General features: G+C 70.5%; 12 protein-coding genes. 6 read left to right on the plus strand and 6 right to left on the minus strand.

Annotated features, from left to right (window positions below; all coding sequences use genetic code 11):
* Window positions 1-1,505 (plus strand): glycosyltransferase family 2 protein (locus tag D7X12_RS10255; RefSeq protein WP_120625086.1); only part of this gene is annotated, 1,505 nt, incomplete at its 5' end.
* A gap of 36 nt (window positions 1,506-1,541) precedes the next feature.
* Here the strand turns inward: D7X12_RS10255 and D7X12_RS10260 are convergent.
* From D7X12_RS10260 to D7X12_RS10280, 5 genes are all read right to left on the minus strand, one after another.
* Complete coding sequence (locus D7X12_RS10260; RefSeq protein WP_120625087.1) at window positions 1,542-3,866, minus strand: HAD family hydrolase; 2,325 nt, start codon at window positions 3,864-3,866, stop codon at window positions 1,542-1,544.
* Between the two features lie 21 nt (window positions 3,867-3,887).
* Window positions 3,888-4,925 (minus strand): glycosyltransferase, encoded by a 1,038-nt coding sequence (locus D7X12_RS10265; RefSeq protein ID WP_120625088.1) that lies wholly within the window; start codon window positions 4,923-4,925, stop codon window positions 3,888-3,890.
* Complete coding sequence (locus D7X12_RS10270; RefSeq protein ID WP_120625089.1) at window positions 4,922-6,196, minus strand: glycosyltransferase family 4 protein; 1,275 nt, start codon at window positions 6,194-6,196, stop codon at window positions 4,922-4,924. Before D7X12_RS10270 ends, D7X12_RS10265 begins: the two co-directional genes overlap by 4 nt.
* Before the next feature lie 208 nt (window positions 6,197-6,404).
* Window positions 6,405-6,860, minus strand: a complete 456-nt coding sequence (locus D7X12_RS10275) for a hypothetical protein (RefSeq protein WP_120625090.1) — start codon at window positions 6,858-6,860, stop codon at window positions 6,405-6,407.
* Window positions 6,850-8,454: a glycosyltransferase gene (locus D7X12_RS10280; protein WP_244224468.1), complete on the minus strand. Its 1,605-nt coding sequence runs from the start codon at window positions 8,452-8,454 to the stop codon at window positions 6,850-6,852. The genes D7X12_RS10275 and D7X12_RS10280 overlap by 11 nt, the downstream gene beginning before the upstream one ends.
* A gap of 156 nt (window positions 8,455-8,610) precedes the next feature.
* Here D7X12_RS10280 and rfbB point away from each other — a divergent pair, with 156 nt between their 5' ends.
* The 5 genes from rfbB to D7X12_RS10305 all read left to right on the plus strand — a co-directional run bounded on the left by rfbB (window position 8,611) and on the right by D7X12_RS10305 (window position 13,177).
* Window positions 8,611-9,627, plus strand: a complete 1,017-nt coding sequence (gene rfbB, locus D7X12_RS10285; protein WP_120625091.1) for a dTDP-glucose 4,6-dehydratase — start codon at window positions 8,611-8,613, stop codon at window positions 9,625-9,627.
* A complete protein-coding gene (locus tag D7X12_RS10290; protein WP_120625092.1) occupies window positions 9,624-10,532 on the plus strand; it encodes an SDR family oxidoreductase in 909 nt (302 codons plus the stop codon). The genes rfbB and D7X12_RS10290 overlap by 4 nt, the downstream gene beginning before the upstream one ends.
* Window positions 10,529-11,410 (plus strand): glucose-1-phosphate thymidylyltransferase RfbA, encoded by an 882-nt coding sequence (gene rfbA, locus D7X12_RS10295; protein WP_120625112.1) that lies wholly within the window; start codon window positions 10,529-10,531, stop codon window positions 11,408-11,410. Before D7X12_RS10290 ends, rfbA begins: the two co-directional genes overlap by 4 nt.
* On the plus strand, window positions 11,407-11,952 hold the full coding sequence (rfbC, locus tag D7X12_RS10300) for a dTDP-4-dehydrorhamnose 3,5-epimerase (RefSeq protein WP_120625093.1): 546 nt from the start codon (window positions 11,407-11,409) through the stop codon (window positions 11,950-11,952). The genes rfbA and rfbC overlap by 4 nt, the downstream gene beginning before the upstream one ends.
* 163 nt (window positions 11,953-12,115) lie before the next feature.
* Complete coding sequence (locus D7X12_RS10305; protein ID WP_120625094.1) at window positions 12,116-13,177, plus strand: YihY/virulence factor BrkB family protein; 1,062 nt, start codon at window positions 12,116-12,118, stop codon at window positions 13,175-13,177.
* 60 nt (window positions 13,178-13,237) lie between these two features.
* Here the strand turns inward: D7X12_RS10305 and D7X12_RS10310 are convergent, their stop codons facing one another.
* Complete coding sequence (locus D7X12_RS10310) at window positions 13,238-13,723, minus strand: hypothetical protein (RefSeq protein WP_120625095.1); 486 nt, start codon at window positions 13,721-13,723, stop codon at window positions 13,238-13,240.
* Between the last annotated feature and the right edge of the window lie 14 nt (window positions 13,724-13,737).

The raw sequence follows: 13,737 nt of genomic DNA on the forward strand, positions 1-13,737 counted from the left end.
GGCCGGAGGGCGGGCCCCCGCTGCCGGAGCCCTGGGGCGCGTCGCGCCGTTCGCCGCGCATCCGCCAGGTGACGCTCTCCGGGCCCGTGGACCTCGCCCGCGCGCTGCGGGCGGGGGCGCAGGCCGCGAGCGGGGACTTCGTGGGCGTGCTGGGCGCGGAGGACACGCTCGCGCCCCATGCGCTGGCGGAGGTGGCGCTGGCGCTGGGCGCGGATCCGTCCCTGGACGTCGTCTACGGAGACGAGGACCGGCTGGACGCGCGCGGGCGCCGCACGGCCCCGTTCTTCAAGCCGGACTGGTCGCCGGACCTGCTGCGCTCGGTGGACTACCTGGGCCGGCTGGTGATGGTGCGCCGCGCGCTGGTGGAGTCGGTGGGCGGCTTCCGCGAGGGCTTCCCGGGGGCGGAGGAGTACGACCTGCTCCTGCGCGTCAGTGAAGCCTCCGAGCGCATCGGCCACGTGCCGCACCTGCTCTACCACCGGCGCACGGGGATGGTGGCGCAGGTGTCCCAGGAGGGGCGCCGCGCGCTCGAGGAGCACCTGTCGCGCCGGGGCGAGGACGCGCAGGTGACGGTGCCGGGGCCGGGCCGCTACCGCGTGCGTTACGCCGTGAAGGGCACGCCGAAGGTGTCCATCATCGTCCCGTTCAAGGACCGGCCGGACCTGCTGGAGACGCTGGCGGACACGCTGCTGACGAAGACGACGTACCCGCACTTCGAATTGCTGCTGGTGTCCAACAACAGCACGCGCCCGGAGACGTTCGCGCTGCTGGACACGCTCACGGACCCGCGCGTGGTGAAGCGCACCTGGGACTTCCCGTTCAACTACCCGGCCATCAACAACTGGGCGGCGGGGCAGGCCACGGGCGAACTGCTGCTGTTCCTCAACAACGACATGGAAGTGGTGGACCCGGGCTGGCTCACGGAGCTGGTGTCCCAGGCGCAGCGCCCGGAGGTGGGCGCGGTGGGGGCGAAGCTCCTCTTCCCGGAAGGCACCGTGCAGCACGCGGGCGTCGTCGTGGGGATGACGGGCATGGCGGGGCACCCCTTCTGGCGCCTGCCGGACGGGCCCATCTCCACGCCCTTCGGGCACACGGAGTGGGTGCGCAACTGGCTGTCCGTCACCAGCGCGTGCGTGATGATCCGCCGGCCCCTCTTCGAAGCACTGGGCGGCTTCGACGAGCGCTTCCTGCTGTGCGGCAGCGACGTGGACCTGGGCCTGCGCCTGAATGCCCAGGGCCTGCGCGTGGTGTGCACGCCCTTCGCGCGCGTGGTGCACCACGAGTCCGCCAGCCGCCGCACGGACGCGATTCCGGAGCCGGACTACTGGCGCTCCTTCACGTCCTACCGGCCGTGGTTGAAGCGGGGCGACCCCTACTACAACCCCAACCTCACGCTGCTGTCGGGGGACTGCGACCTGCGCCGGCACGCCGAGGATGGCGAGGCGCTGGCGGTGCGCACGCTGGCCCACGAAGTGCCCAGCGCGCGCCGTCCGTCGACGAAGTAGCTCGCCGGCTCGTCGCCGGCTCGGAGTCTCGCGTCGCTAGCGGATGGCCCGCCAGGTGAACCAGGCGTCGTAGGCCAGGTTCGCCAGGGGCAGGCCGCTGCGCCTCACCACGCCGTCGCGCCAGGAGTTGGTCTCGAAGGCCTTCCACGCTTCCTTCAGGGCGCCCTTCACCGAGCCGGCCTGGGTCAGCTTCTTCAGCTCCAGCTTGAGGCCGAAGGTGGTGATTTCATGCACCCCGAAGCTCTCCACGTGGGAGTACTTGAGGAACTCGTGGGCCTCCTCGTCCGTGGGGTAGCGCGTGTAGCGCAGCAGCTCCTGGAGCGTGCCCGGCTTCAGCTCGTCCGCGGTGAAGCGCAGCAGCGGTGACAGGCGCGCGTAGTCCCGCGCGTAGTCGTAGATGCCTTCCTGCACCCGGCGGAAGAAGCGCGCGGCGTTGTCCTTCTCCTGCTCGTGGTGGACCAGCTCCGGCATGGGCAGTCGCGGCGCCCACGGGTTCTGCCCGTAGCGCAGGGTGCTGCCGTGGTTCGCCGTGGTGATCATCTCGAAGATGGCGGTGTTGCGCAGGAAGTCCGCCTCCTCCAGGTCGCGCCGCCGCAGGTCCGACAGGTAGCCGTACTTGAAGGACTTCTTCGCCAGCGGCTGACCGTCCGGGACGTAGGCCAGGTAGAAGCCGTGCAGCTCCGGGAAGCGCGGCGCGTGCTCGAAGGCGCGCATCAGGTTGTCCTGCATGCTGCCCTTCCACCCGATGTCCACGAGCGCCGTGCGCTTGAGGCCCATCAGCCCGCGGTACTCCAGGTAGCGCGTGAGCGCGGCGCGGGCCTCGTCGCGGCGGTGGTGGAAGGCCACGCGCACGCGGCGCGACGCGAGGAAGCGCTGGAAACCCTCGTCCTTCGTCGGCTCCACGATGGGGCGGTCCGGGTCGGTGAGGCCGCACTCGGCCGCCAGCCGGATGAACTCGTCCTGGGGCAGCGACAGGTTCTTGAGCAGGCCGCGCAGCGACTGCCGGCTGTACTGGCGCCAGAAGCGGTGCACCTCCTCCCAGCTCAGCTCCCGCATGGACGCGAGGATGGTGGAGGCGCGGCTGACGAACAGGTAGTGCGCCTTCGGCACCCGGCGGAACAGGCCGGAGTCCTTCAGGATGGCGAACACCTTGAGCAGCGTCAGGCCCTCGCGCGCGAGGAAGTAGACGTGGTCGATGCCCAGCTTCTCCGAGCGCTCGATGACGTCCACCACGAAGGCCACGAGCCCCGGCGCCAGCGTGCGGCCCAGCTGGTAGCTGGGGTCGTCCTCGTAGTCGCGCACGTGGCGGGCCTCGTTGCCCAGCACGACGTCCACGTAGTGCGCGGCCCAGTACGGGTTCTGCTCCACGGCCTTCTGGGCGATCTCCAGCCGGCGGCGGCGCTGCTTCTCGTCCGGGTCCTCCACCTTCAGCGTGGCGATGCCCAGCCGGCGCGGCTGCACGTTGTCCGCGTTCTCGTCGTCACCGACGAAGAAGAGCTGACCGGGCTGCAGGCCCTCGCGCTCCAGCACGCGCGGGAAGAGGCGGCCCGTCGCCTTGCGCAGCCCCTCGTCGATGGAGACGTAGCCCGCGTCGAAGTACTGCTCCAGCCCGCAGTGGCGCAGCAGCTCCCGCAGCAGCGGGGCGGACAGGTACATGTCGCTGACGAAGATGAGCCGCTTGCCCTGCGCCTTGAGCGCGGCGAGCAGCTCCGGGATGCCCGGCGCGGGCCGCAGCGCGCACTTCTCCAGCTCCATTTCCAGCGCGCGCAGCTCCGCCGCCATGCGCGAGCGGTGGGGCTCCACCGGCACCCAGCTTCCGGCCCAGCGCCGCAGCAGCTCCTCGAAGTCCACCTCGTTGTCGCGCCCCTGGGCCACCTGCTCCGCGGCGACCTCCATCTCCAGGACGAAGCGGCGCTGGCGCACCTCGGCCACGGTGGGCATGCGCTCCGGGTGCAGCAATTCCTGGAGCCGCGACACGAAGCCTCGCGCCACGGCCGTCTTCAGCCACTCGCCCTCCACGCTGCGCACCACCAGCGTGTTGAAGACGTCGAAGCCCACCACGTCGTAGCCCGCCGTCAACGTCAGCAGGCGCTCCTGCAACGTGGCGAAGGGCGCGGACTCCACGGTGATGGCGTCGCCCGTGCGCAGCAGGCGCGAGGCCTGGGACAGCCCCTCCACCAGCTCCGGGGGCAGGGCCTCCGACGTGAGCACCGACATGCGCTCGGCGGCGCTCGCGCGGGGCTGCTTCGTGGCGGCGGGCGCGCCCTTCTGCATCAGGTACAGGTCGCGCGCGGCCTCCACAGCCCAACGCTGGAGGGAGGGAAGCAGCGCGGCCGCTGCGGGTTCACGGCGGGCATTCATCTGCTTCCGGTGTCCTTGGCTCTAGTTGGGGACGGCCGCGAGGGAGCGGCTGGGACGCGTGACCTTCTCCGCGCCGAGGGATTCCGGGGCGGCCTCCGCGACGCGAGGAGGTTCCACGGTGACGGACGCCACCGGGGGGGACGGGCGCGAGGACGTCAATGACGCCAGGTGCGCCACGGGATCCGCGAACAGGTGCGCGTCGTGGAGCACGCGCTGGAAGCACGCGGAGGCATCGAACGCCTCGCGCATCTTCTGCCAGGCCCGGATGCGCACCGCGCGGAACGACACGGGCATGCGCAGGACTTCATCCATCGCGCGCGCCCAATGGCTGTCCGGCCGGTAGAGGAACTCGTCCTCCGGCTCCACGTACCAGTCGGAGGCGAAGACCGTGTCCGCGATGACGAGCAGCCCGTGCGCCATCGCCAGGAGGGGCAGCGGATCAAACCGGCCCATCAGGTCGCGCGACGTGTACACCAGCGTCCCCGCCTGCTCCAGCGTCCGGGTGACCTCGTCGGGCGTGGCGTGCGCGGACAGGATGTCCACGGGGGCGACCTTGCGCAGGGCCTCCAGGGCCTCCGGCGTCGGGCTGGCCCAGTCCGCCACCAGCACGCGCCGGCTGTCCAGCCGCGGGCCCGTGGCGCAGCGGGCGGTGTCCACCGGCAGGGGCAGCGTCTGCAAGAGCGGCAGCCGCGAAAGCTCCGGCGACGTGGGCTTCTCCAGGTAGGTGAGCCAGCGGAAGCCCTCCACGTCCGGGCCCGACGTGCGCGACAGCAACTCAATCTCCGCCGCGCTGAACAGCGGCGAGGGGATGATGCCGATGCGCATGGCGCCGGGCAGGCGCGCCGCGAACTCCGGCGTGACGTCCTGGGGACGGAAGACGAGCGTCGCGTCCGCGCCCCACGTGCGGGCCGCGTCGATGGCGGCCTCCCACTGGCCGGCCGTCACCGGGAAGAAGCGGACCTGCGCCCACGTCGCCTGGAGGGGCACGTGCGGCTCGAAGGCCGGCTCGCCCAGGAAGGCGACGCGCTGGAGGGTGGGGGAGGGCGGATGGACTCTCATGACAGGACTCGCGTGAGGCGCGCGCGGACGGACTTCTTGAAGTCGTCGGACACCAGCTTCTGCAGCGCGCGGACGGGGCGGGACTTCTTGAACTGGCGGTAGCGCTCCAGCAGCACCTGCTCGCCGGGCCCCACGTACGGGTGCAGCGACGAGTGGCCCCGCTCCCCGCGCCACACGTCATCCAGCCAGTGGCCGTGCATCGTGGACATCGCCGCCAGCGCGGGGCGCAGGTGCGCGTTCGTCCAGCCTTCCGCGTGCAGCGCCTCCAGGCCGGAGGCCACCTGGCGCGTGCTCGAGTCCCAGTCCGTGAACGCCTTCGCGGTGGCGAGCGCGTTCGTGCGCAGGTGCGCGAGGTACGCGGGCTGCGTGCTCAACAGCTGCAGGAACTGGACGATCTGCCGGCGGTTGTACGGCTCCACCAGGAGCGAGTTCTGCCCGTGCACCATGTACTCGTCGGTGCCGGTGACGGTGTACGTGATGGCGGTGCCGCCCTGGGAGAACATCTCCAGCGGCGGGCCGAACATGCCCTCCACGCGGGAGAGCTTCAGCAGCACGTCGTACTGGCCGTAGACCTGGTGCACCTGGTTGATGGGGATGCGCTCGTGCACCTGCACCGGCTGCCCGCCCACGGTGGGCTTCTCCCCGCCGGACGACGACGCCAGCCACCCCGTCTCGAACTGGACGCCTTGTTCGGCTGCCAGCTCCAGCACCTCGAACGTCTCCGGGACGCCCTTGAACCCCACGCCCCAGGGGCCCTCCACCAGCACGCGCAGCTTGCCGTCGCGCCGGGGCGGGGCCTGCACGCAGGGGAAGTGCTCGCGGGACAGGCCGTTCTGCACGTAGAGCGTCTTGCCCTCCGGCTGGAGCGTCTGGATGAACTCCACCAGCCACTTCGCCTCGGTGACGAAGAGCAGGGGCAGCGAGTACGTCTGCCGGTTGAGCAGCTTGTAGTGGCGCTCCGCGTGGAAGCGCGACTCCAGGCTCTGGTTCAGGTAGCCGTACACCCGGGCGTTGACGCGCCACAGGTCGTAGAAGGTGATCCACCAGGTGGCCAGCGCGAAGTCGAAGGACTCGCCCTCGGCCTCCGCCAGCGAACGCCGTGGGATGTCCGCAAGCCGCGGGTGCCACAGCGGATACGTCAGCGTGACGGGGCCCGGGGTGACGAGGACGACCTCATGGCCAAGGTCCTGCAGCCGTGAGGCGTATTCGAGGATGACGTTGGAACCACCGGAGATATTGGCGATGTCACCAACGAGGAACCCGATCTTCATGCCTTGGCAACTCGCGTCGTGGGCTGGATTGCAGCCCGGAGGAAACGATTCGCCGCCGCCGTTGATTCTCCCCGTGGCATCCCCCTCAGGTCTGACATGAACGAGGCAGGCGAAGCGAGCGGTCGATGTAGCCCGAAGAATGTCCCTGCGTCAACGCCCGGACACAGCCCGCGCATGGTTGCCGCCCGTCGAGCAAGCACCCATGCGCTCAGTGTGAGGACGCACCGGGATCGTCCTTCTCCAACTGCTTCAGTCGCGCGTCCAGCTCGCGGCGCCAGAGCGCCTGGGAACGGGCGTGTTCGCGCTGGTTCTCGATGACGACGGTGAGGGCGTCCAGGATGGCTTCGTTGAAGTGCACCTGGCGGCGCAGCACCTCGTTGATGAAGGGCTGGAACGCGCCCCGGAAGGTTCGCTTGGCGAACACCAGCACGGGCCCCACCACCGGCCGGTGCGACGTCGCGGGCTCCACGTAGCGCACGTCCGCCTTGGCCCGCGCCTCCAGCAGCAGCGCCGGCCACAGCCCCGCGACGGGGGCGCGCAGGGACGCCGTGAGGGTGCGGCGCAGCGTGTCCCGCATGGCGGTGGTGGGTTCGGGGAGGCGCTCCGTGGCGGCGGCCACGGCCTGGGCCGTGGGGTCGAGCGTGAGCAGGTCCTCAGCGTGCATGGCGGCTGCCTCGTTTCTTCGATGCCAGCGACCGGACCAGCATGTCCGCCGTCGCGTGGATGTCCGCGCGGTTCAGCTCCAACAGCCGGGTGCCCAGATGATGCCGGGCGGACTCGATCGCCGTCTCATCGGATGACGCGGCCGCGTCGCGCACGCCCCAGCCGCGGCGGCCCACGTCCTGCAACAGGGCCTGCGCCACCGCCGTGTCCGTGCCCAGCAGCACCACGGCCCCCGTCGAGGCCCGCACCGCCGTCTCCAGGGACGACGAACCGGGGAGCGGCTCCGGCGTGGGACCCACGGGCTGGTCCGGTGTGAAGTGCCAGACAGGCGCCCCCTCGGTCGTCTGGGGACCGAGCGAGAGGCTGGGCTCCTCCCCCCGGGCCCGCAGGGCCAACATGCGCGCCTCGGGCAGGCGCCGCTGCAGCTCGCGCGCGAGCCGGGACATGGGGGCATCCGGCCGCGTCACGAAGCCGGGGCACACGAGCTCGACGGGGGGCGCGGCGGGGACGGTGGCCTGTTCGGGCATGCGGCCTTCGAGGCCGCCCTGCAGGGCGGTGCGCACCTGGGCGGCCACGGCCTCCTGGGAGAGGCTGGCGACGCGGGCTCGCTGCGCGGCGAGGACCTGCTGGCGCAGGGCCGGCTCCCGCTCCAGCACGGCGAGCAGCTGCGCCACGTCCAGGGGGTCGCGCGACAGCGTGGTGAGGCCCGCGCCGCCCATCGTCTCCGGGACGGCGGCGGCGCCATACGCGACGACGGGGACGTCGCGGTACATGGCCTCCAGCAGGGGGACTCCGAAGCCCTCGTGGCGGCTCATGGACAGGTACGCGGTGGCGGAGGCGAAGCAGGCGGAGAGCTGGGCGGCGCTCACGCGGCCCATGAACCGGATGTGCTCCGGGCCGAGCAGGTCCTTGAGGCCGTGCAGGAAGCCGCCGTAGGGCGCGTCGCGGTGGATGTTGCCCGCGACGAGCAGGCGGCTTTTGGGCTGGTACAGGCGCTGGTACGCGGTGAAGACGCGCAGCACGTCGTCCACGTACTTGCTGGGCACCGCGCGGCCCACGAAGAGGATGTTGGAGAAGCCGTCGTCCAGCTCCCCGAGCAGCGCGGGGTCCGGCGGCGTGTCGAACGCGTCCCAGTCAATGGCGAAGGGCAGCACGTCCACGTGCCGGTAGCCCGCGGCGACGAGCTCCTCCGCGCTGAAGCGCGAGTAGGCGAACGCGCCGTCCACATGGGGGCGCAGGGCGAGCAGCTCCAGGCGGGCCGCGTCGCAGGAGAGCACCGCGCCGCGGTCGAAGCCCGCGAAGAGCCGGGCGGGCGTGATGTTGTGGTAGACGAGCAGCTTCCTGCCGCGCGAGCGCGCGATGAGCGGCACCTGCTTCGATTCGAAGCTGTGGTGGATGAGCAGCACCGTGTCGCGCGTGGACTCGCGCGGGTAGCTCTTGGCCGAGCGCACCTGGTCGCGGCACGCGTCGTCCCAGGACTCCGCGTAGATTTCGGACGTGTGGCCCCAGGAGCGCAGCAGGCTCTGGAGGTAGCGCACCTGGTTACCAATCGCATCGCCCCAGGCCAGCCGGGCGACCAGTTGATGGATGTGCAAGGGACCGCCTGAGCCGAGAGGATGTCGCTGCTGCACGCGCGCGTTCCCTTACAACCGTCCTGCCCGCCCTTACAAGCGGGGTTGACGCGCCTTGACGGAGGCTCCTCCGCACAGTAGCCAGGGCCCCCACGCGTACCCAAGGTCTGGTGCATGTCAATGAACGTCCTGGTGACGGGGGGATGCGGCTTCATCGGGTCCAACCTGGTGCGCTACCTGCTCCGGGAGCGACCGGACTGGAAGGTCGTCAACCTGGACCGGCTCACCTACGCGGGCAACCTGGAGAACCTCGCCGGCCTGGAGGACGATCCGCGCCACGTCTTCGTGCACGGGGACGTGTGCGACCGTGCGGGGTTGGACCGGGTGCTCGCTGGCCACGCCATCGACGCCGTGCTCCACCTGGCCGCGGAGAGCCACGTGGACCGCTCCATCCAGGGCCCGGAGGTGTTCGTCACCACCAACGTGCTGGGCACGCAGCACCTGCTGGAGGCCTGCCGCGAGCGCGGCGTGCGGCGCTTCGTGCAGGTGTCCACGGATGAGGTGTACGGCTCGCTGGGCCCGTCCGGTGCCTTCACGGAAGAATCGCCCCTGCAGCCCTCCAGCCCCTATTCGGCGTCCAAGACGGGCGCGGACCTGCTGGCCCTGGCGTACCACCACACCTTCGGGCTGGACGTGGTGGTGACGCGCTGCTCGAACAACTACGGGCGCTACCAGTTCCCGGAGAAGCTCATCCCCCGCATGGTCGTGAATGCGCTGAGGGGCGAGCCGCTGCCCGTCTACGGCGACGGCCAGCATGTGCGCGACTGGCTCCACGTGGAGGACCACTGCCAGGGGCTCGTGCTGGCGCTGGAGAAGGGCCGGGCGGGGCAGGTCTACAACCTGGGCGGCGGCGCGGAGCGCAGGAACCTGGACCTGGTGAAGGGAATCCTCGCGGAGCTGGGCAAGCCGGAGTCGCTCATCCAGTTCGTCACGGATCGGCTGGGGCACGACCGGCGCTACGCCATCGACCCGGCGAAGAGCCGCCGGGAGCTGGGATGGGCGCCCACGCACACGTTCGAGCAGGGCCTTGGGGACACGGTGCGCTGGTACGTGGAGCACCCGGAGTGGTGGGAGCGCGTGCTGAGCGGCGCGTACCGGAACACCGTCACGCTGACGCCCCGGGGGCGTGGAGCATGAGCCGCTTCGTCGTGACGGGAGCCAACGGGCTGGTGGGCCGCCGGGCGTGCGCGCTGCTCGCGCAGAAGGGCCACGCCGTGGTGGGCCTGGGGCGCGGCGTGCGTCGCGTGGCGGGCGCGCATGACTACGAGGAGGTGGACCTGACGCGTGAGGCGGACGTGGCGCAGGCCCTGTCCCGACTCGCCCCCGAGGTCATCCTCCACTGCGCGTCGATGACGGAGGTGGACGCGTGCGAGAAGGCGCCGGAAGCCGCCTATGCCGCGAACGTCACCGCCACGGCGGCCGTGGCCCGGGGGGCGCGGGAGGCCGGCGCGCACCTGGTGCATGTGTCCACCGACTACGTCTTCGACGGCGCGGCGGGCCCGTACGGCGAGGACGCGGTGCCGAACCCGGGGGGCGTGTACGCGGTGACGAAGCACATGGGGGAGCAGGCGGCGCGCGTGCTCGCGCCCGGGTGTGCGATTGCGCGCACGGCGGTGGTGTACGGCTGGCCTCCGGTGGAGGGGCGGCTCAACTTCGGCGCGTGGCTGGTGAAGACGCTGGGGGCGGGGCAGCCGGTGAAGCTCTTCGAGGACCAGGTGGTGTCCCCGAGCTTCGCGGAGAACGTGGCGGCGATGCTGGTGGAGCTGGGCGAGCGGCGGCTGGGTGGGGTGTGGAACACGTGCGGCGGCACGGTGTTGGACCGCGTGGCCTTCGGGCGGGCGCTGTGTGAGGTGTTCGGCTTCGACGCGGGATTGATTGTCCCCACGAAGATGGCGGACCTGAAGCTGTCGGCGCCCCGGCCCCTGCGCAGCGGGTTGAAGACAGACAAGGCGCGGGAGCTGCTGGCGGAGAAGCCGCTGGCGCTGGAGGAGTCGCTGAAGCGCTTCCATGCGACGTGGCGTCGGGCCGGGGAGGCGGGATGAAGGGCATCATCCTCGCGGGAGGGTCGGGCACGCGGCTATACCCGCTGACGCTCGTGGTGAGCAAGCAGCTGCTGCCCGTGTACGACAAGCCGATGATCTACTACCCGCTGAGCACGCTGATGCTGGCGGGCATCCGGGAGGTGTTGATCATCTCCACGCCGCAGGACCTGCCGCGCTTCCGCGACCTGCTGGGGGACGGCACGCAGTGGGGCATGTCGCTCCAGTACGCGGAGCAGCCGCGGCCGGAGGGACTGGCGCAGGCGTTCGTCATCGGCCGGGACTTCGTGGGGAGCGACACGGTGTCGCTCATCCTGGGGGACAACATCTTCCACGGCGACGGCCTGAGTGAACTCGTGCGGCGGGCGGCGCGGCGCACGTCGGGCGCGACGGTGTTCGGCTACTACGTGAAGGATCCGCAGCGCTACGGCGTGGTGGAGCTGGCGCCGGGCAACCGCGCGGTGAGCATCGAGGAGAAGCCCGCGAAGCCCCGGTCGAACTACGCCGTCACCGGGCTGTACTTCTACGACAACCAGGTGCTGGACATCGCTGCGGCGCTGAAGCCCAGCAAGCGGGGCGAGCTGGAGATCACCGACGTGAACGCGGAGTACATGCACCGGGGGCAGCTGACGGTGGAGCTGATGGGGCGCGGCTACGCGTGGCTGGACACGGGGACGCACGAGTCGCTGATGCAGGCCTCGTCGTTCATTGAGATCATCGAGCGGCGCCAGGGCCTGAAGATCGCGTGCCCGGAGGAGATCGCCTTCCGGATGGGCTACATCGACGAGGAGCAGCTCACGGCCCTCGCGGCGCCGATGTTGAAGAACGAGTACGGCCAGTACCTGATGGCCCTGCGCGGCAACCGGGGCGTGGCGCCATGAAGGTGCGACCCACGGAGCTTCCGGAGGTCCTCTTGCTGGAGCCCCGTGTCTTCGGGGACTCGCGGGGCTTCTTCGTGGAGACCTTCCACGCGCAGCGCTACGCGGAGGCCGGCATCCCCGGCACGTTCGTGCAGGACAACCTGTCGCGGTCCGTGAAGGGCACGCTGCGGGGGCTGCACTTCCAGGAGCCGAACGGGCAGGGGAAGCTGGTGCAGGTGCTGGCGGGCTCGGTCTGGGACGTGGTGGTGGACGTGCGCCGGGGTTCGCCCACGTTCGGCCGGTGGATGGGGGCGGAGCTGTCGTCGGGGAACAAGTGGCAGCTGTGGATTCCCCCGGGCTTCGCGCATGGCTTCTGTGTGCTGAGCGACTCCGCGGACTTCTTCTACAAGTGTACGGCGCAGTACTCGCCGGAGTCCGAGCGGAGCGTGCACTGGAATGATCCGGACCTGGCCATCCCGTGGCCGGTGCGCGAGCCGCTGCTGTCGGAGAAGGATCAGCGTGCGCCCCGGCTGAAGGACGCGCCCGTGCTGCCTGTTTTCTGACTTCCGGAGCAGCCTGGCAGGCGTGGCGTGGGGGCTTGTCATCCCGGGGTGCGTGCGCGGTCAGCAGGCAGGGAGGCGAGCACCGACTTCGGGGTGGAAGCCAGTCAGGGGATGGAATGGCCAATCTCTTCCGAGCAGTCACGGCAACCTCGGAGGAGGCAGCATGGTTTGGCCCGGCAAGGGAATGGGTTGGAAGGAGTTCTTCAAGTCCCTCAAGGCCGAGTGGGCGCGGGACAACGTGGGCAACGTGGCGGGGGCGCTGACGTTCCAGGGGATCCTGGCGCTGTTCCCGTTCCTGCTGTTCCTCGTGTCGCTGGCGGGCGTGCTCATTGATCCGCACCAGGCGCAGGAGCTGATCAAGCAGTTGTCGCAGGTGGCACCGGCGGAGGTGACGAAGATCCTCGGTGAGCGCCTGAAGGCGCTGGCGGACAGCAACCCGGTGGGGCTGCTGACCATCGGCGGCGTCGGCGCGATCTGGGCGGCGTCGGGCGGCATCGTGGGGCTGATGGAGGCGCTCAACACCGTGTACGGCGTGGAGGAGAAGCGCCCGTTCTGGAAGAAGCGGGGCATCGCGCTCCTGACGACGCTGGGCGCGGCGGTGGTGGCGGTGCTGGCGGCCATCGTCGCGGTCGTCACGCCGGCGGTGGCGGACAAGCTGGGCGAGCCGGTGGGGACCGTCGTCCTGTGGCTGCGACTGCCGGTGGCCGGCTTCCTGATGATGTGCCTGTGGGCGGTGCTGTACTACGTGCTGCCGGACGTGAAGCAGAAGTTCAAGTTCATCACGCCGGGCTCGGTGGTGGGCGTGCTCATCTGGGTGGTCGCGTCGTGGGGGTTCTCCAAGTACGTGGCGAACTTCGGCTCGTACGACGTGAACTACGGCGCCATCGGTGGCGTCATCGTGCTCCTGCTGTGGATGTGGATCTCCGCGCAGGTCATCCTGCTGGGCGCGGAGATCAACGGCATCCTCGAGCACAAGTCGCCGGAGGGTAAGTCGCCGGGTCAGCGCGATCCCGCGCAGGCGGGGCCGAACGTGACGAAGACGGAGGCGGAGGACCGGGGGGCGAACCTGCCGGGGGCCACGGACTTCCGTCCCGTGCCGCCCGTGCCTTCGTACGGGACGCAGCCGGTGCCCCTGAGCAAGACGCCGCTGGCGGCAGCGGCGAAGTGGGCCGCGGGCGTGGGCCTGGGCGTGTTCCTGATGCGTCGCAAGTCCGCGGTGCGGTAGGCGGGCCTGACTGTGTTTTGAAGGAGGGCGGTCCTCTTTGGAGGGCCGCCCGTCTTCGTTTCAGGGCAGGGGCGTGGTGACGTAGTCCTTCCCGTCCGAGTGGCAGCTGTGACAGGCGGAGTGGGCGCGGCCGTAGTAGTTGTTGGAGTAGTCCGGGCCGAAGCCCTCGTAGAAGATCCAGGTGTCCTTGCCGGCACCGTCGGTGACCTTCACGTCGAGCGCGTGGCCCCGGAGGGTCTTCCCGTCGTCCTCGAACAGCTCCTTGACGAGGATGCTGCCCACCGGGTGTGTGGCATTGCCATCGCGCAGGGAGCGCACGACCAGGTCATTGAAGAAGACCCGGACCTTGCTGCCGTGGGGCGCGCGGGTGTCGTGGACGGTGGGTTCGGCGAGCCAGGACTTGTAGTCGCCTGAGCGCACGAAGGCGGTGATGCCCTGTTCGGAGGTATCGAGCTCCTGGACGACGCCGAGTCCCTCGTCCACGGAGGAGGAGGGGCCGCAGGCGGCGGCGAGGAGCAGGGACAGGAGCAGGGGGCGCGGGGTCATCCCTGCGTTACGCA

The sequence above is a fragment of the Corallococcus sicarius genome (genome assembly GCF_003611735.1).
Classification (GTDB): domain Bacteria; phylum Myxococcota; class Myxococcia; order Myxococcales; family Myxococcaceae; genus Corallococcus; species Corallococcus sicarius.